Below are 18,423 nucleotides of genomic sequence, written 5' to 3'. Positions count from 1 at the left end.
CTTATAGCAGTCTCACACGCACCACCACAGCCCCTAGCCACAGCCCGTCCGTTTGTCACAACCATTTGCCACAACCGCACTCCGCGTCCGACATAATAAATCAGCAGAAATTATATCTGTCTATATCTATATCTGTCCCACCAATTCCTTAAGCAGCTTAACCGAATTCTCAATCGCCTGCTTCTCGAATGTAGGGTAATCCATAGTTGCACTGTCATCAGCCTTATCTGAGATTGCTCTTAATATAACAAATGGAACTTTATTAAGATATGCTGCCTGTGCAATTGCTGCACCTTCCATCTCTGTGCAGTATCCATCAAAATTAGCTGATATTCTTTCTTTAACAGCCTTGTCTGATATGAACTGGTCACCGCTTACAACCCTGCCAATATGTGTACCTATCTCTGGAAGAACCTTAGCACAAGCCTCTTTGGCAACATCTATAAGGTGCTTGTCTGCTTCAAAAGACAATACGTCCATTCTTGGAATCTGTCCTAAAGGATATCCAAATCCTGAAGCATCCATATCGTGATGTAATACATCACTTGATATAACAATATCTGCAATATTAATCTCTGCCTTAAGTGAACCTGCAATTCCTGTATTAATAACATAATCAACGCCGAAATCATCTACAAGTATCTGTGTACATACTGCCGCATTTACCTTGCCGATACCGCTTCTTACAACAACAACATCTTTGCCATTAAGCTTTCCAGCCTTAAATGACATACAAGCCTTATCTTCCTGTCTTTCAATTTCCATAGCTTCAACTATCTTAGCTACTTCTTCGTCCATAGCTCCAATAATACCTATCATAATAATCCTCATTTCTGCGCACATTTTTCGCATACTGGTTTGTGTATGGTACGCACAGACACAAATCCACTGTGTGAAAATCTGTTTTCCACACTAATCTCCTGTTATTACTTTATTAGTTAATTATTCACAGTTAAAATGCGTTTTACTTATTGTACCAATTAATTGGCAATATCACAATGTTTGTGTCAGGCTTTATTTTTAAATATTAATCACTATAACATCATAAACGAAAATCATTTGATTTACTCTGATTTTCACCTGAATATTGAATTAATTACATCTTACATAATACAACTCTTTAAAAACTATGATATAATATGACTACTTCGTAGTCACTTAGAAGTTTCTTCGAAACTTCAGATGCGCTGAAAAACTGCGCAAAAACTATGATATAATATGACTACTTCGTAGTCACTTAGAAGTTTCTTCGAAACTTCAGATGCGCTGAAAAACTGCGCAAAAACTATGATATAATATGACTACTTCGTAGTCACTTAGAAGTTTCTTCGAAACTTCGGATGCGTTGAAAAACAACGCAGGGCATATGATATAATATGACTACTTCGTAGTCACTTAGATGTTTCTTCGAAACTTCGGATGCGTTGAACGCACACAATGCATTTCCGTCTATATAATATTTTTGTATTAACTGACTGTGCGTAGAAATGAGGATAATTATGAAATATACTACAAGAGGCGTATGTTCACGTTCTATTGAATTCGATGTAGTCGATAATAAGGTTACTGGCGTTAAGTTTGATGGTGGCTGTTCTGGTAATACTCAGGGTGTTGCCGCACTCGTTGAGGGTATGGACGTTAACGAAGCTATCAAACGTATGGAAGGAATTAAATGCGGCTTTAAGCCAACATCCTGTCCTGACCAGCTTGCAACTGCACTCAAGCAATATATTGCCAATAAGTAATTTATGGGAAATATTAAACGCTTCAAACGAATATATATAGAAATAACAAGTTCCTGTAATCTGAAATGCTCTTTCTGTCAGGAAACCAAACGCCCGGCACATTTTATGCCGATTGAAGATTTCGGACATATACTTGATGAAATACGTCCGTATACGAATTATATATATCTTCACGTCAAGGGTGAGCCACTGCTTCACCCACAGCTTGCCGACATACTTTCCCTGTGCAGGGATTGTGGCATAACGGTCAACCTCACTACCAATGGAACGCTTATAAGACAAAGACTTGATACTTTGATTAAATATCCAGTACACCAGATTAATGTATCTATGCACAGTGCCGATGACAACGACTGCATAGATATGGATACTTATATTAATGATTTGTTCTATTCCTGTGAGACACTTCTTGATAAGACTGATACAGAGATTTCGTTAAGATTATGGAACACGAAAAATGAGCCATTTTTATTTGGTGAGCGAAACTGCACTATCAAACGTCATCTTTATGTCAATGTGCAAAGTCCATTTGAATGGCCTGAACTTAACGGAAGTTATTATAACGAACGCGGCTTCTGTCAGGGAATACGCACACATATTGCCATATTAAGTGATGGAACAGTTGTACCCTGCTGTCTTGACGGCAACGGCGTTATGGCTCTTGGCAATATACTTGATACTCCGCTTTCTGATATACTTGAAAGCGATAAAAGCAAGGCATTTGTTCAGGGATTCAATGACAAATATGCAGTTGAACCGCTATGCAGGCATTGCAGTTTCAAGGAAAGGTTTTCACACAAAATATAATAACACCGCGTGAATTCTGACACTCACTAATGCAACAGTAAATTACTGCTATAAAATTTTAAAATTTACCATAAACAATAATTATAATTAAGAAAATGAGGATTGGCTATGAAAAAGATTATATTAACAGGTGGTGGTACAGCCGGCCACGTAACACCTAATATAGCATTACTTCCCAGCCTTAAGGAAGCTGGCTACGAAGTATTCTATATTGGTTCATACACTGGAATCGAAAAGACATTAATAGAAAATCTGGATATTCCCTACTATGGAATATCTTCAGGTAAATTAAGACGTTATAAGAGCTTTAAAAATCTTACTGACCCATTCAGGGTTATAAAGGGATATTTTCAGGCACGCAGGCTTATGAGAAGAATTAAGCCTGATATCATATTCTCAAAGGGCGGCTTCGTATCTGTTCCAGTTGTACTTGCAGCTGGACACAAGCACATTCCTGTTATCATACACGAATCAGATATGACACCAGGACTTGCCAACAGAATAGCTATTAAAAAGGCTACAAAGGTATGCTGTAATTTTCCTGAAACTATCAAGTACCTTCCTGCTGACAAGGCTGTTCTTACAGGCTCTCCTATCCGTCAGGAGCTTTTACAGGGTAATAAGCTTGCCGGACTTAAGCTTTGCAATTTCACAAGTGGCAAACCAATAATTATGGTTGTCGGCGGAAGTACTGGTGCTGTTCACGTTAATGAAGCGGTAAGAAAAGTTCTTCCTGAACTTCTTAAAGATTATCAGGTTGTTCACCTTTGTGGAAAAGGCAAGACTGATAACTCACTTAACAACATTGAAGGCTATGTACAATTTGAATATATAAGTGAGGAAATGCGCGATTTATTTGCAATAAGCGATATCGTAATATCAAGAGCTGGTGCTAACGCTATATGTGAATTATTAGCCCTTAAAAAGCCTAACCTCTTAATTCCACTTTCAGCTAACGCAAGCCGTGGCGACCAGATTCTTAATGCAAAATCATTTCAGGAGCACGGTTATTCAAGTGTATTATTTGAGGAAGACCTTACACCAGAAAGCTTATTAAAAGCTGTTAATGAACTCTATACTAACAGACAGACATATATCAACGCTATGTCAGAAAGCAAGGAAAGCCACGCTATTCCTATAATAATGAACTTAATTAATTCTACTGCCAGATAAAAAGAATATGCAAAATACATTCTCGTGTCAGGTGCGGTTGTTTGCGACAAACTACATCTTCGCACGGGTGTGCATTACCGGCACATATTGCTTTTTATCTAACAGGGAATTCTATCGGATTTTCCTATTACATAAAATATATATAAAGCACCCACTGTAAGCCGTATATAAATAATATATGATTTGAAACTATTGTAAGAAATTAAGTGGGTGCTTATTTTATCTATTCCACAAAATATGTGTCTGGGTTTATTGGTTCTCCATATTGTGTAAGTTTGAAATACACTCCAGGACCCTCTTCTATATAGTATGCACTTGGGCTTGCCACTGTACCAATCAGCTGTCCGGCTACAACCTTATCCCCTTTTTTCAAATTAACATTTTCTATAAGACCAGTTGTTGTTTCATAACCATTTCCAATTGATACTGTAACTGTTGTTCCTGTTTCTGAAAGATTAGCCACATCTGTTACAATTCCCGATGCCGCCGCTGCAACATTAGTTCCTACCTCGGATTGTATAATTATTGCTGGATTACATTTGTACATTCCAAGACTCTTAAAGAAAATGGTCTCGTCCATATTATAGTCGAGTACAATCTGACCAAGCACTGGCCACGCAAGCTTGTTGCTCTCATCAAATGCAAAATTCTTCATTGCCTCAGCCATAACTTCTTCTGATGATAAAGTCGGTGGAACTGTCGGCTCAGTTTCCTTATCTGCATCGTCAGTGCCAGCTTTATGTGTGTTATAAGTATTATCTGCTTTATTACTGATATTATCTGTATCCACCGCCATACTTGCACCAGCATTAGCTTCCTGTAATTCATCATCGATATTCCCCAGCACATCGTCCGTCACATCTTCTGTCTTTATTGCAACATTTTCCTGAGTTTCATTAAGATTAACAATGTTATTCTCATTATTTCTATTGGAATTAACGCTTCTTACCACCGAAATTACTCCTATAATAAGTGTTGCAATAATTCCTAATGATATAACGATTGAAACTATCTTTGTCTTACTGGCTGTGTTCTTATCCATATTAACCTCCATTCCTGCCCATAAAGGGCATAAAGTCCGGTGCTGTAGGTAAAACCTACAGTTATCAAAACCTTTCTATGTTAATATGCTTTCCATAATCCTGCGTATTATTCACTTATTATATTTATTTTATTATAAAATGTTTCTATAATATCTTCATAAGATGAGCCAGCCTTTGCCATACAATCTGCCGTATATACGCTGACACCAAAGCCTTCTCCAACACCGATTGTCGTTATCTTAACGCCAGTCTGCATATATTCAATACTAAAATTGGGCGAATTAATACCAAGTACATATGCAAATTCACTTCCCGACATAACAACATTCCCTATCTGAAGCTTTAACACATAACCAGCTTCATTCTTGGATACAATCTGAATTTGCTGTGCCAGATTATTTTTATCAAGATTAATGCTGTCGTATTTTTTCTCAAATGAATTAACAAAATCTTTATTGCTTATAGTCTTAACAACAAGATAGTCCTGTGCATTTTTATCATTATTACACTCCACTGCTGAAAGATAAGCATACTCATCACCTAGTATTGAAGCCCCTGAAAGCGTGCTTCCAGATGTTATATATGTATATCTTGCCTCAATATACTTATCGTTATACCTGATTGCAAGTCCACTTGTCGCAGCCGTGCAGTCCTTAACAAGATTATAATTATCCTCGTAATCCTTCCCCCATTTGCTTTTCATCTGCTGTGTCGTCATATATTCCATTCCAAGCTCACTGCTGTCTATAATCATTTGCTCACCCATAAGCCTGTATACATCTGTCCTTATCATAATGCTTTCTGCTTTAAGAACTTCTACTTCACTGCTCATATAAAGCCTTTTGGCAAGCACCATCGCCACAAACCTGTCAACACCTACCTCCTGCGTGGCATTTCTGTATTTTACAATCACTTTTCTTCCATCGCTGTAATCTTCATTCACAGGCGTGTACACAACTCCTGTAACATTCAGTGTAACAATAGTCGGTATAAGCAGATATATGGCGATAAATACAATTACCGCCGCACATTTTTTCTTTCTATAACTATATGAATTGCTTAAAAAAATTCTATCCAACATTCAGTACTCCTTTATGTCTGCACTTATATGGCGCATATTAAAGAGTATGAATTATGGATAGAATTTATTCTTGTTATTACTGTACTTTAACCGGTGTCTTAGTAAGCTTCCAGATTTCTGTAGCGTACTCTTCTATAGTTCTGTCCGATGAGAACTTACCAGCCTTGAACGAATTAATCATAACTGTCTTAGCCCAGCTCTTCTCATCTCTATATCTTTCATCAATCTTCTTCTGTGCATCTGCATAAGAACAGAAATCTTTAAGGATAAAGTAAGTATCTGCCCTTCTGCCTTCCTGTGTATTAAGAAGTGAATTGTAAATATCTCTGAACATCTCTGGGTCTTCCTTAGAATACTTACCATTGATAAGTTCCATAAGAACTTCTCTTATATCCTGATCATTGTTGAAGATTTCCATTGGGTCATATCCGCCCTCATTCTCATAACGTATAACTTCGTCTGAGCTAAGTCCGAATATAACTGCATTGTCTGCTCCAACTTCCTGTACTATCTCTACGTTAGCACCGTCCATTGTTCCAAGTGTCATAGCACCGTTAAGCATAAACTTCATATTACCTGTACCAGAAGCTTCCTTAGAAGCTGTTGAAATCTGCTCTGATACATCTGCTGCTGCAAATATAATCTCAGCATTAGATACTCTGTAGTTCTCTATGAATACAACCTTAATCTTGCCATTGATAGACTCATCATTATTGATTACTTCTGCTACATTATTGATAAGCTTGATTGTCTGCTTCGCAATCTTGTAACCTGCTGCTGCCTTTGCACCAAATATAAATGTTCTTGGCACAATATCCATATCTGGATTCTTCTTAATCTCATTGTAAAGATACATTATGTGAAGAATATTAAGAAGCTGTCTCTTATATTCGTGAAGTCTCTTTACCTGAACATCAAATATTGAATCCGGATTAACATCTATTCCATTATGCTCCTTAATGTACTTAGCAAGTCTTACTTTATTCTTATGCTTAATCTGCATAAATTCCTGTCTTGCTTTTTCATCATTAACATATACTAAAAGCTTCTCTAACTGCTTAAGGTCTGTTATCCAGCCGTCACCAATCTTGTCTGTAATCCAGTCTGCAAGAAGTGGATTAGCGTGAAGAAGGAATCTTCTCTGTGTAATACCATTAGTCTTGTTGTTGAACTTCTCTGGCATCATCTCATAGAAGTCCTTAAGCTCCTGCTTTTCTAAGATTTCTGTGTGAAGCTTTGCAACACCATTAACTGAGTAGCCTGCACATATAGCAAGATGTGCCATCTTAACCTGCCCGTCATAGATAACAGCCATCTTTCTAACCTTTTCCTGATCTCCAGGATATTTAGCTTTAATCTCTTCTACAAATCTTCTATTAATCTCTTCTACTATCTGATAAATTCTAGGAAGAAGTCTTGAGAATAATTCGATAGGCCATTTTTCAAGTGCTTCTGCCATAATAGTATGGTTAGTATATGCAACTGTCTTAGTTGTGATATCCCATGCCTCATCCCATTCAAGACCATTTTCATCCATAAGAATTCTCATAAGCTCTGCAACTGCAACTGTTGGATGTGTATCATTAAGCTGGAATGTAACTTTCTCATAGAGCTTTCTTACATCACCGTTGTGCATACTCTTATATCTGTCAACAGCTCTCTGTACTGATGCTGATACGAAGAAATACTGCTGCTTAAGTCTTAATTCCTTACCAGCATAGTGGTTATCATTAGGGTAAAGAACTTCTACGATATTCTTAGCAAGGTTCTCCTCCTCAATAGCCTTCTGGTAATCACCTTTATCAAATGAGCTTAAATTAAATGTATTAACTGGCTCTGCATCCCATATTCTAAGTGAATTAACTGTGTTATTGCCATATCCAATAACAGGAAGGTCGTATGGAACAGCTATAACCGAACGGTAATCTTCCTGAACGAATATATCACGTCCTGATGCTTCATCTCTGTAAGAACGTACATATCCACCAAACTTTACTTCATACTTGTATTCAGAACGCTTAATCTCAAATGGATTGCCATCCTTTAACCAGTTATCTGGAACTTCTACCTGATATCCGTCCTTAATCTCCTGCTTAAACATTCCGTACTTATATCTTATACCACAGCCGTATGCTGGATATTCAAGTGTAGCTAAAGAATCAAGAAAACATGCTGCAAGTCTTCCAAGACCACCATTACCAAGTGCCGCATCAGGTTCCTGATCTTCGATAACATTGATATCAAGACCTAATTCTTCAAGAGCTTCTTTTATCTCATTGTACTTAGTAAGATTAATCATATTATTGCCAAGTGCACGACCCATAAGGAATTCCATTGACATATAATATACAACCTTAGGATCTTCCTTATCATATGTCTTATGAGTTGCTATCCACTTATCTATTATAAGATCTTTAACTGCATATGCCACTGATTGGAACACCTGCTGTTTGTCAGCTTCATCTATGTTCTTTCTATACAAAGACTTACAATTGCTTACGACCTTCTTCTTAAATTCTTCTTTGCTAAAAGATACTGCTGTGTCTGTCATACTGTATTCTCCTCCTTATATATAGATATACCCAATCTGTATACCTTTTATTACCAAATTAAGAGTTAATTAATCATCAACTCCGCTTTCCAACTGTATCTCCAGCCAGAAATACTATATAAGTAAATTATACACGATTACCACACCTATTGCAATTTAATAAACTTATTTTAGTGTAAATACAACATAAAATTGTTAAAAAAACAACATACTTTTCACGAAAATCATCTTTATTACAACATAAGCAATACCCTGCACTGAACTATATCAACTCCCAACTGTATATATTCTATTGTTCCGTTATTCTTCTTAACAAGCTCACTTACATTCTTAATACCATATCCGTGATAGCTGTTATCTTTTTTGGTTGTGTTCATTTCCGGATTGTTTTTTAACACATTTTCTTCTGTAGTATTACTTATTTTTATTACCATAGCCTGTTCATCTGAATATATGTCCACACTTATTCTTTTATTGACTGCTTTTAATGCTGCCTCTATTGCATTATCCAGCAAATTCTCCAGAATAATATGTATATCATAGTCGGATACACCTTTAAGTTCTCCACATACCATACACTTTATTGATAATCCATTATTGTTGCAATACTCTATCTTTCTGTTGAGAATATGATTGATAATTGCATTTTCTGAATATATATTATCCTGCCTATACAGCTTTCCTTCTTTCTGAAATTCACTCAGATAATTGACCGCTCTCTCTTGTTGCCCATTTTCTATAAGATATTGTGTCATATCTATAACTTTTGTAATTTCATGGCGCACTTTTTTAGTTTCAAGATACACTTTATTAATCTCATCAACATTTTGCTTCTGATGCTCCAACATCTCCATCTGAATAGCATTTTCCGCCTGTTTCTGACATATATTTTGTTCCATCATTAACAATATAATTGTTATAATATTTATAGCCACAAGTCCTATTATAACAACCGATGTATATACAATATTATTACCATTATCAGCATCAATGCTTAAAACTCCCGCACATACCATAATAGTAATAATAGGTATAGACAATGTAAGTATAATGTACCGGTCTTTCAAAAAGCTTCTTGTTCTTTCTTCCATTTTAACTATAATCAATAAAAATGACATTAATACAATCTGATTGACAAATGCCGCAATATAATAATCTATATTTCTAGTCTTTATAAGCTCCATAAAATCCTTGGATAAAACCAGTCCCACAATATTCCCCGCAATAACTGATGAGAAAGCCAGAACAAATACAAGCATAATATTATATACAAGTTTCTTTATAAAAGTACCTCCAAGCATCATATAACTAAAAAACAATGATAACCCCAGATATATTAAAATTCCGACACCTTCAAAATCTGTAAAATATCCCTGTAACATAAGATATAAAAATGTATACACTGTTCCCGTTATGTATACATCCTTTTTTTCTCTATCAGTTCCAAGACATTTTTGCAAATACCAGGTAACCATAAATCCCTGAAATATATTTAAAATAATCTCTATAATTACATCGTATACTCCCCAACCAGACATATTCTCTCACTCCTATATCTTTGCTCCATATAACTTTACATAATATCGTAATAATCCCTTACAATAATCTTTTATTAAGCCATTGTTGTTTTACCTTAGTAACATTTTCCCTCCCAATAGGATACATTTCTCCATTGTCCATAATCAAATTCGCTTCTTTTATGTTTTTTATATACCTTGAATTTACTACTATTCCCCTTCTCACCTGAATAAAGCCATTCTCTTCAAGTTCCTCTATATGCTTTACCATCTGATCTCTAATTGTAATATCCTTATTATTTTTAAGAACAATACGAAGCTGATGATTAAATACCTCAACCGAATATATATCATTAACATTCAATTCCACTCTCTTAGTATTGTTGTTAAATGTTATTGTTCTGTACTCTTCACCAAGATATAATTTAATCTCATCCATAACCATTTTAAGGTCTTCACTGGCATATTTTTTTCTTATAAACCCCAAAGGTCTGCATACAAAACTCTTAGTGACATAATGGTCGTGATTGGACATATATATAATTGCAATGTTTTTATTTTGTCTGCACAATATCCTTGCTACATCAAACCCAATACTTTTATTTTCAAGTTCAATGTCCATAAATACTATATCTAATTTATTAGCAATATGAGCATTTACAAGTTCTTCTCCTGTATTAAAAAGATTATATATTATCTCATCGTTATAACCACTTTTAATAAATGCTTCATTTATTTTTTCTTTCATATAACTCATATTTTCATTATCGTCATCACATATTGCTAATCTTATCATATGCTTATCTCTCCATATAAAAATATTACTGTTTAAAACAATCACCCCTCAATATGAATTGCTTCAAACAGTAATATTTTATCATTATTATTCAAGATAATAAAGATATGCGTATTCCAAATCTATATCGTTATTTACCTATTCTATCTATTATCTACACATTATATTCATAAAATCTTCCATAGAAATTCTTTCATCCGCACTTGTTGATTACCTTTGACTATATTTCTTTGCTATTATTCAATATAATACTATATTCCCCTTTTATATAACTTATTCTGGTGTAACTGGTTCCAGCGTTATATTTCCACTACCAATCTGCGATTTATCCAAAATCGCTGAAACATTAACATCCACGAAACCTTTTTTATTTTTAAATACTTCGTCTTCTAATTTTATTCTAAGATTTTGTTCTTCTTCTGATAATTCCAAGCCTTTTATATCGTGTTTGGAAAATCCTATCAGCAGACACCGCTCGTCTCCTCCATAAAATTCAGCACTAATATTTCCTGATACCTTTTCATCCGTATTATTTAATATTACTGTATCCTTTATATTACCATCAGTATCTAATATATAAATATAATTATCATATTTTTTAAATTGCTCATCAAGAGGCTTTCCACTCAAAGCCATCAGATTAACACCCTTATATATATAGATATAGTTTCCATCATAATTCTTTAAATGTACATAACCATAGTCTTTTTCGTGCTGTAATTCCTGTACATATAAATCTTTGATATCTCCTGTACTTACATTAAGCTTTTTAACCATATAATTATCTTTATCAACACAAGTAAAATATAAGTTGCCATCCTTATCAAAATACGTTTCACTATTCCAATTTATAATCGTTGATGATATTTCAGGGTACTTTTCATTCATATCACACAGTCTACTCACATTGTCTGTAGAGATATCTATCTGTTCTATATAATATAAGCTTTTATCGGCAGATACTCCACTTAACCAATTCACATATATCTTATCCTCTATTGGATATAACGATACTCTTTCATAATAATTATATTCACTCACATACTCTTTAACAACATATGCCTGTTCATCTGAATTCAAGGAAACCGCACATATAAACAGTGAATTATCTCCTGATAATTCATAATACAGCTTACCATTAGTTATACAGGCGTTCTTACTATTTTTATTAACTGACAATCCATTTATTGATAAAGTCTTCTCTTCCTTCTTATCTCTCATCGTCTTATCATAAGAAACAAGTATATCTTTTTCCTCAGTTTTCTCAATCATATATAATCTTTGATTATGATACCATATCTTGCTTCCTACACAGATATTCTGTGATATATATGCCTCACATTCATCTGTTCTATGGTCGCAATCAACCTTAGAACATAATGGTATCGTCATATCTTTAATCATATCATAATAATATATATACATATTACTATTATTAATAACTGGTGCACCGTCTATGTAATAATATCCTGTCTCCGATGCAGCTGCGGAACCCGCCATATAATACTGCGGTGCATTATCGTCATAAGTATATGAAGAATACCTGTAATCATCAGTTACAGTTGATTGATTAGATTGCTTATCACCACAGGCAGATATTCCCAGCATTGTCACTACCGTGATTATTATTAATATTATTTTTTTCATAGCCGATACACCTCTTTCTAATATGCTAAATCAATATAATACCTGTCACATTATGTTTATACTGTTCTTACTAATTTCAGTATATCTATCCAAGCGAACATTTCAATACCATTGGCGTGAACTGTCATTTTTTGGCGTGAATTGTACCTCATCTCACCTATTTATATAAAAACGTGGAAAAAAATTGTAATCATACAACCTTCTTCCACGCTTATTACTATTGATTATATTTTCTATTTATCATTCAAAATAATAAAGATATACATCCTCTAAATCTATATCATTGTCCACCCTTACAGCCTCCTCTGGAAGCTCATCTCCGACAAGCCTTAATACCATACCGTTCTTTCTCTGCCTGATATTTCCTATATGGTACTTTCCCTGCAAATCAGCTACATCTGAAAGAGTGCAGACAACTTCACCAACCTTGCCCTGCATATTCTCTATAAGCTGTGAAGGTGTTCCTGTTGCAATTATCTCACCATCCTTTAACAAAAGCACTTTATCCGCTATACACTCAATATCACTTACAACGTGAGTTGCGAATAATATAATCTTATCTCTGGATAATTCAGCAATATAATTACGGATACCTATTCTTTCCTTAGGGTCAAGACCTGCTGTCGGTTCATCAAGTATAAGTATCTTTGGGTCACCCAGCAATGCCTGTGCAAGAAGTACACGCTGTTTCATACCACCAGAGAAACCACCTATCTTCTTATACGCAACTGATGTAAGATTGACCACTTCAAGCAATTCATCTATCTGCTGATTAACTTTTTTAATGGTCACATTTCCAGCTTCATCAACAGACTTTACACTCTTAACACCTTTTATCTCTGCCATATACTTAAGAAATGCCTTAGGCGAAAACTCCTCATAAAAGCCCTGTTGCTGTGGCATATATCCTACAACCCCACGAAACTTTGCCCCAAGCTTTAATATATCAACAAGCTCCTTAGATACTGTATTATCTTCACCATCACTATACATTATGCTTCCGCCATTCTTATCACGGCTGACATTATCTGTTATCAGATTAATCATCGTACTTTTGCCTGCACCGTTAGCACCAAGTATTCCATATACTCCCGGCGTAAATGTATAATTTATCCCTTTCAAAGCTTTGACATTTCCATATGTTTTCTTTAAATCTGTAATCTTAAGTTCCATAATAACCCTCCATACTTCTCATACCAAATAGCTTTTATTTAATGGATATTCTGTCTATATAATATTTAAAAATATTATTTTATATTTTTACGGTATGTTGCACAGGCTATCACAAGCATTATTACAAATACTACAATAAGCAGAATTATGCTTTTTACATTATAGCCATATGTATTAAACAGTCTGTTAATATCCATACCAACAACTATTGATAACTTTTGCGCCCAGTTTACACCTAATATATATATAACGTGTGGTATTAACATAACAAATGAAACCATTAACGATACTTTATAGCTAAATCTATAAGATATAATATAAGCTGTAAATGCAACAACAAGCATCCATATAAGCCTGTATACACTACACCAGATAATATATGCCAGAATACTTATATTAACTGGAAAATCCTTAAACATCTGTAAACACCATATACTTTGTGTAAGCTGGTTATATACATAACGGTCAGATATATTATGTACATTAATTATAGTTGATATCAGCCACAATAATGTGGTTATTATGAAGACCTTTAACATTTTATTATTCCATAACCTTACTCTTCCTTTAGATGAACGTATATGGGCTGTCATTTTATTCTGCCTTTCAAAAGCATAGTCCCCTGCAAATAATAATATAACTATAATAATACTTATAAAATTCACGCTCTCATTGCTAGAATACATTCTTTCTCCAAGTATATCATTATAATTGGCTGGATTAACTATAACTGCTGATGCTGACCTGTTATCATTAATTTCATTAACATAATCAACTGCCGTCTGCATTACATCTATGTTACGCTGCTCTTTTAACAACTCCTCCTTTTTATATAACATTGCAGCTTCATCCTGCTTTGCTTCTTCTAACTCATCTCTTAAATCTGTTATATAGGCTTCCACATCTTCATCCGGCGCACGTCCATCAAATTCCTTATAGAATTTATTAACCATATAATTGGTATTAGTGTAATCCACTCCTCGTTGAATTTTAAATGTCATAAGCACATACACCAATACAATTATAAATAGAATTCCCTTCTGTATTACAAGCGTCTTATATATTTCCATTAAAAGAAGCGACATTTTATACATCAGTTTCTGTATCAATATATGTATTTTATCAAGCATAATATCAATAATATTCTTCTTTCTGATAGTATGCTTTGATGAATACACAACTATATTTCCAACAAGACTTATAAGGAATATAACCGCAGTCATAACAAATGTAGTAGTACTTATATCTGCTATAAAACCATTGGTTCCCCAGTTCTCATACACAAGATAAGATGTTCCAGAAAACAATATATTTATTATGTTTATGTACTTCAAAGCATTAAACTGGCTATTATACTGAATTTTATTATATAGCAGATATTCACACAAAAATATTACTATAACCAATGTAACAGCAACTTTATAATTACTTATAAGATTAATTACAAAATATATGAATAACCCTATAGTAAACATTGCCAGTGCATATACCAGACAATATAGAACAAAGAACTGGTTAATGCTTATAGCATATGGAAACATATTAAACAACTTGGAATTCTGTATATATGCACCGCCAGAAATTCCATATACACGAGCATATATAGCATACAATATTCCGTTGTACAGAAATGAAAGTACAATATTATATATAATTATAATTCCACATCTTACTATCGGAAGTAATACGCGCCCACGCCTGCTTGTTCTTACAAGTACTAATACACCATTATCTGTTTCTTCTGTAAAATAGATAATAATAACTGTGAATATAATTATATACAAAAGAGGCATCGTTCTGTTGGTTACCAGCTTTTCAACAGCCGTTGTATTAACCATTTCTACATCAACAGATGGACGATTTTCCTTATCCTTAATCTGTTTATTCGCATTAAGTATATAAAAACTATTGTCATTACCAAAAAGTGTACTCTGCAATATTCTGTTATAATTCTTTGACTGGTTATCTGCATTATAGCTTTCGATATATTTTTCTTTTTCCTTAATCAGTCCAGCAGCTTCCTCTATATATTCGCTGTCTTCTTCCTTATATTGTTCATACGTTTTAGTAAGTTTTTCTGCTGTAAATGCTACGTTATCATTTTTAATATTATTATAATCTGCGATAATCTCCTTGTAATACTTATACACTTTACTATCCTGATTATAATTAATCTGATAAAGGCTTATACATATCATTGCTATAAACAGACACACTATGCAAAGCAAACTTTTTCTTACAATTCTTACAAGTTCCATACGCCTTCACCTCACCCATAACTTATTCAGGTGTAATCTGCTCCAAAGTTATAGCACCGCTGCCAATCTGAGATTTATCCAAAATGGCTGAAATACTGACAACTGGACTTCCCTTTTTATTTTTTCTAGCCTCTTCTATAAGTTCTGCCCTAAGAGCCGTTTTTTCTTCAGATAACTCCAGACCTTTTATATCATACTTGCTGAATACAATAAGCAGACATCTGTCATCTCCTCCATAAAATTCACCTGGAATATTTCCACCGGCTGTATCATCTGTTCCATTCAATGTTACAGTATCTTTTACATTACCATCAGTATCTAATATGTATATATTATTGTCGTATTTTTTTAATTTTTCTTCAATGCTCTTTTCAGCAAGTGCTTCTCCATTGACATTTTTATAAATATATAAATACTTACCATCATAATTTTTCAAACTCACATACCTGTAATCTTTTTCGTGCTGCATTTCCTGCGAATATATATCTTTGATATCCCCTGTACTTATATTAAGCTTTCTTACTATATATTTATTATCACCTACGCATGCAAAATATATATTTCCATCACTATCAAAACGCGACTGTCTACACCATTCTGTATATATTATGGTCGATGCTATTTCTGGATACTTCTCATTCATATTACACTGAATAACAACTTTATCTGTTGACACATCAATCTGCTCTGTATAATATCTATACTCATCAGCTGATATTCCACTCAGCCAGTTAACATATAGCTTATCTTCTATTGGATATAATGAAATCACTTCGTGATAATAATACCCACTCGCATACTGTTTTACAATATAAGCCTGCCCATCTGTATCTATAGGCACTGCACACAGATATATCTGATTATCTCCGGATATTTCATAATATAATTTACCATTAGTTAAACAGGCACTGTTATCATTTTTATTAACTGACAGCCCATTTATTGATAGCGTCTTCTCTTCTTTCTTATCTCTCATTGTCTTATCATAGGAAACAAGTATATCTTTTTCTGTAGTCCTCTCAATCATATATAATCTTTGGTTATGATACCATATCTTATTTCCCAGACAGGCATCCTTAGACATATATGCCTCACACTCTTCTGTCCTATGGTCACAGTCCATCTTTGAACATAATGGTATGGTCATATCTTTCACCATATCATAATAATATATATACGAATTCCTATTATTATTAACAGGCGCACCGGCTATATAATAATATCCGGTCTCTGATGCCGCCGCATTATCCGACATATAATACTGTGGTGCATTGTCATCATATACATATGAGGAATACTTATAATCCTCAGATGATGTCTGCCTGTTCGTCTTTCCAGAACACGCTGTCATAACTAATGCTGTTGTAACTGTCATCATAATTAATAATATCTTTTTCATAGCCGATACGCCCCTTTCCATAATCCACTCTTAACTATTTAATTACTCTAACCAGTAATCAAAATCTCCCCATTCATCAACGTAAAATTTAAATGTGGCATATCCATCATAATTACCCTCACCAAATGCTGCGTGAGCTGTATAATGGAATACATATGTAGCTGTTGATGTCTGATATCCATAGTCATCTTCATAATCCATATTATCTATTGTTACATTATCACTTGTCTTGCTCCAGCTTTGTGGAATGATATTTATAACCCAACCATAAGCGCCTTCATCATATGCATATTCAACATAAGCTGTTATAGAAATATCCACATTATGCGAATCGTCAAGTACATAATTGGAAGTAGCTGTTACCGTTACTGCACCACCCTGTGATGCGGATGCCTTCTGTGGATTAATAAATACTACAACAGCAATGAATGCTATAATAGCCGCTGTTGCCATTTTACCTATTCTCTTTATTCTCATAATATTCATAATATTTTCTCCTTTCGGTAAATATCTTTAGTTACTCGGTTACTAACTAAATATTATCTATACCTCCTCCCTTCTTAATTAAATTTAACTCTTTGTTGCACTAATACTAAATATTAAGAACTGAGCTCTTGGTTCTTTATAATTAATGCACAAAGTATTTATACCATCAGTCTAACTCATTAGACCTATCCTGTCAATTAATTTTACTTTTATTTATTACATATTAGCTACCACAATGTTCATTCCCATTATGTTATTAATCATAATATCTATCTATTATTTCATAATCTACACTTGTTTCACCATAACAATCTGCGTATGCTTTTATCTTATATTTTATATTTAAACCGTCAGAGTTGCTTATCGTGCAATATCTTACTCCGTAATCTTGATATATTTCTTGGTTCTCATCAACAAAAACTAAATAGCCCTCATAACACTCTATACTTAAATATACATTATTCATTTCAACCCAATATCCATCAGCATAATCGTATAAAATACTAACTATTACATCTGCAGTTAATTCATTAGTATCTATATCTGTAAGCGTTAAATACATTACTGACTTAGCAGAATATTCCCTCATCATTTGCATATCATCTTCTGAATATGAACTTACATATAAAACATCATCAGCCTTAGCTTCATTAATTGGCATTGTGCATATTAATATTGCTAATAATATATTCGTAATAAATATTTTTTCTAATCTTTTCATAATAACCTCTATCCCTTTCCTAACTA

Annotated in this window: 15 protein-coding genes; 3 read left to right on the top strand and 12 right to left on the bottom strand. The window is 34.0% G+C overall.

All coding sequences use genetic code 11. From position 1 onward, the window contains the following. Positions 1–126 precede the first annotated feature (126 nt). Positions 127–819 carry a 5'-methylthioadenosine/adenosylhomocysteine nucleosidase gene (locus WMO14_RS11940; protein ID WP_055176817.1) on the bottom strand — a complete coding sequence of 231 codons (693 nt, stop codon included), beginning with the start codon at positions 817–819 and terminating at the stop codon, positions 127–129. A gap of 680 nt (positions 820–1,499) precedes the next feature. Between WMO14_RS11940 and WMO14_RS11935 the strand changes: the two genes are divergently transcribed. The 3 genes from WMO14_RS11935 to murG all read left to right on the top strand — a co-directional run bounded on the left by WMO14_RS11935 (position 1,500) and on the right by murG (position 3,725). Continuing rightward, positions 1,500–1,745 carry a TIGR03905 family TSCPD domain-containing protein gene (locus WMO14_RS11935; protein WP_349153893.1) on the top strand — a complete coding sequence of 82 codons (246 nt, stop codon included), beginning with the start codon at positions 1,500–1,502 and terminating at the stop codon, positions 1,743–1,745. Between the two features lie 3 nt (positions 1,746–1,748). Beyond that, positions 1,749–2,552, top strand: coding sequence for a radical SAM protein (locus WMO14_RS11930; RefSeq protein ID WP_318255912.1), 804 nt, complete (start codon positions 1,749–1,751; stop codon positions 2,550–2,552). A gap of 108 nt (positions 2,553–2,660) precedes the next feature. Then, positions 2,661–3,725 carry an undecaprenyldiphospho-muramoylpentapeptide beta-N-acetylglucosaminyltransferase gene (gene murG, locus WMO14_RS11925; protein WP_022501254.1) on the top strand — a complete coding sequence of 355 codons (1,065 nt, stop codon included), beginning with the start codon at positions 2,661–2,663 and terminating at the stop codon, positions 3,723–3,725. A gap of 223 nt (positions 3,726–3,948) precedes the next feature. On the opposite strand, the gene WMO14_RS11920 is transcribed toward murG, so the two are convergent. From WMO14_RS11920 to WMO14_RS11870, 11 genes are all read right to left on the bottom strand, one after another. Beyond that, positions 3,949–4,767 carry a M23 family metallopeptidase gene (locus WMO14_RS11920; RefSeq protein WP_055306918.1) on the bottom strand — a complete coding sequence of 273 codons (819 nt, stop codon included), beginning with the start codon at positions 4,765–4,767 and terminating at the stop codon, positions 3,949–3,951. Positions 4,768–4,874: 107 nt separating this feature from the next. Further along, a complete protein-coding gene (locus WMO14_RS11915; RefSeq protein ID WP_022501256.1) occupies positions 4,875–5,849 on the bottom strand; it encodes a SpoIID/LytB domain-containing protein in 975 nt (324 codons plus the stop codon). 76 nt (positions 5,850–5,925) lie between these two features. Further along, entirely contained in the window at positions 5,926–8,400 is a 2,475-nt protein-coding gene (locus tag WMO14_RS11910) for a glycogen/starch/alpha-glucan phosphorylase (RefSeq protein ID WP_022501257.1), read from the bottom strand. A 233-nt stretch (positions 8,401–8,633) separates the two neighbouring features. Then, a complete protein-coding gene (locus WMO14_RS11905) occupies positions 8,634–9,938 on the bottom strand; it encodes a sensor histidine kinase (RefSeq protein WP_116444237.1) in 1,305 nt (434 codons plus the stop codon). A 58-nt stretch (positions 9,939–9,996) separates the two neighbouring features. Beyond that, positions 9,997–10,713, bottom strand: coding sequence for a LytR/AlgR family response regulator transcription factor (locus WMO14_RS11900; RefSeq protein ID WP_349153892.1), 717 nt, complete (start codon positions 10,711–10,713; stop codon positions 9,997–9,999). A 273-nt stretch (positions 10,714–10,986) separates the two neighbouring features. Beyond that, a complete protein-coding gene (locus WMO14_RS11895; protein WP_349153891.1) occupies positions 10,987–12,360 on the bottom strand; it encodes a hypothetical protein in 1,374 nt (457 codons plus the stop codon). A 240-nt stretch (positions 12,361–12,600) separates the two neighbouring features. Next, complete coding sequence (locus WMO14_RS11890) at positions 12,601–13,533, bottom strand: ATP-binding cassette domain-containing protein (RefSeq protein WP_090140954.1); 933 nt, start codon at positions 13,531–13,533, stop codon at positions 12,601–12,603. Positions 13,534–13,607: 74 nt separating this feature from the next. Continuing rightward, complete coding sequence (locus tag WMO14_RS11885) at positions 13,608–15,791, bottom strand: hypothetical protein (RefSeq protein WP_055176805.1); 2,184 nt, start codon at positions 15,789–15,791, stop codon at positions 13,608–13,610. Between the two features lie 22 nt (positions 15,792–15,813). Continuing rightward, positions 15,814–17,190, bottom strand: a complete 1,377-nt coding sequence (locus WMO14_RS11880) for a hypothetical protein (protein ID WP_349153890.1) — start codon at positions 17,188–17,190, stop codon at positions 15,814–15,816. A 42-nt stretch (positions 17,191–17,232) separates the two neighbouring features. After that, positions 17,233–17,676 (bottom strand): hypothetical protein, encoded by a 444-nt coding sequence (locus tag WMO14_RS11875; protein ID WP_055176799.1) that lies wholly within the window; start codon positions 17,674–17,676, stop codon positions 17,233–17,235. 256 nt (positions 17,677–17,932) lie between these two features. Beyond that, a complete protein-coding gene (locus tag WMO14_RS11870; protein ID WP_055176797.1) occupies positions 17,933–18,397 on the bottom strand; it encodes a hypothetical protein in 465 nt (154 codons plus the stop codon). Positions 18,398–18,423: the final 26 nt, after the last annotated feature.

Origin of the sequence: Lachnospira rogosae (ex Hitch et al. 2025) (assembly GCF_040096455.1) — a bacterium.
GTDB classification, from domain to species: domain Bacteria; phylum Bacillota; class Clostridia; order Lachnospirales; family Lachnospiraceae; genus Lachnospira; species Lachnospira rogosae.
This window is presented reverse-complemented; position numbering and strand designations above follow the sequence as displayed.

Excerpts from the sequence above, each read along its gene's own strand:
- WMO14_RS11940 (WP_055176817.1), bottom strand. The coding sequence starts at position 819 with ATGATAGGTATTATTGGAGCTATGGACGAAGAAGTAGCTAAGATAGTT.
- WMO14_RS11935 (WP_349153893.1), top strand. The coding sequence starts at position 1,500 with ATGAAATATACTACAAGAGGCGTATGTTCACGTTCTATTGAATTCGAT.
- WMO14_RS11930 (WP_318255912.1), top strand. The coding sequence starts at position 1,749 with ATGGGAAATATTAAACGCTTCAAACGAATATATATAGAAATAACAAGT.
- murG (WP_022501254.1), top strand. The coding sequence starts at position 2,661 with ATGAAAAAGATTATATTAACAGGTGGTGGTACAGCCGGCCACGTAACA.
- WMO14_RS11920 (WP_055306918.1), bottom strand. The coding sequence starts at position 4,767 with ATGGATAAGAACACAGCCAGTAAGACAAAGATAGTTTCAATCGTTATA.
- WMO14_RS11915 (WP_022501256.1), bottom strand. The coding sequence starts at position 5,849 with ATGTTGGATAGAATTTTTTTAAGCAATTCATATAGTTATAGAAAGAAA.
- WMO14_RS11910 (WP_022501257.1), bottom strand. The coding sequence starts at position 8,400 with ATGACAGACACAGCAGTATCTTTTAGCAAAGAAGAATTTAAGAAGAAG.
- WMO14_RS11905 (WP_116444237.1), bottom strand. The coding sequence starts at position 9,938 with ATGTCTGGTTGGGGAGTATACGATGTAATTATAGAGATTATTTTAAAT.
- WMO14_RS11900 (WP_349153892.1), bottom strand. The coding sequence starts at position 10,713 with ATGATAAGATTAGCAATATGTGATGACGATAATGAAAATATGAGTTAT.
- WMO14_RS11895 (WP_349153891.1), bottom strand. The coding sequence starts at position 12,360 with ATGAAAAAAATAATATTAATAATAATCACGGTAGTGACAATGCTGGGA.
- WMO14_RS11890 (WP_090140954.1), bottom strand. The coding sequence starts at position 13,533 with ATGGAACTTAAGATTACAGATTTAAAGAAAACATATGGAAATGTCAAA.
- WMO14_RS11885 (WP_055176805.1), bottom strand. The coding sequence starts at position 15,791 with ATGGAACTTGTAAGAATTGTAAGAAAAAGTTTGCTTTGCATAGTGTGT.
- WMO14_RS11880 (WP_349153890.1), bottom strand. The coding sequence starts at position 17,190 with ATGAAAAAGATATTATTAATTATGATGACAGTTACAACAGCATTAGTT.
- WMO14_RS11875 (WP_055176799.1), bottom strand. The coding sequence starts at position 17,676 with ATGAATATTATGAGAATAAAGAGAATAGGTAAAATGGCAACAGCGGCT.
- WMO14_RS11870 (WP_055176797.1), bottom strand. The coding sequence starts at position 18,397 with ATGAAAAGATTAGAAAAAATATTTATTACGAATATATTATTAGCAATA.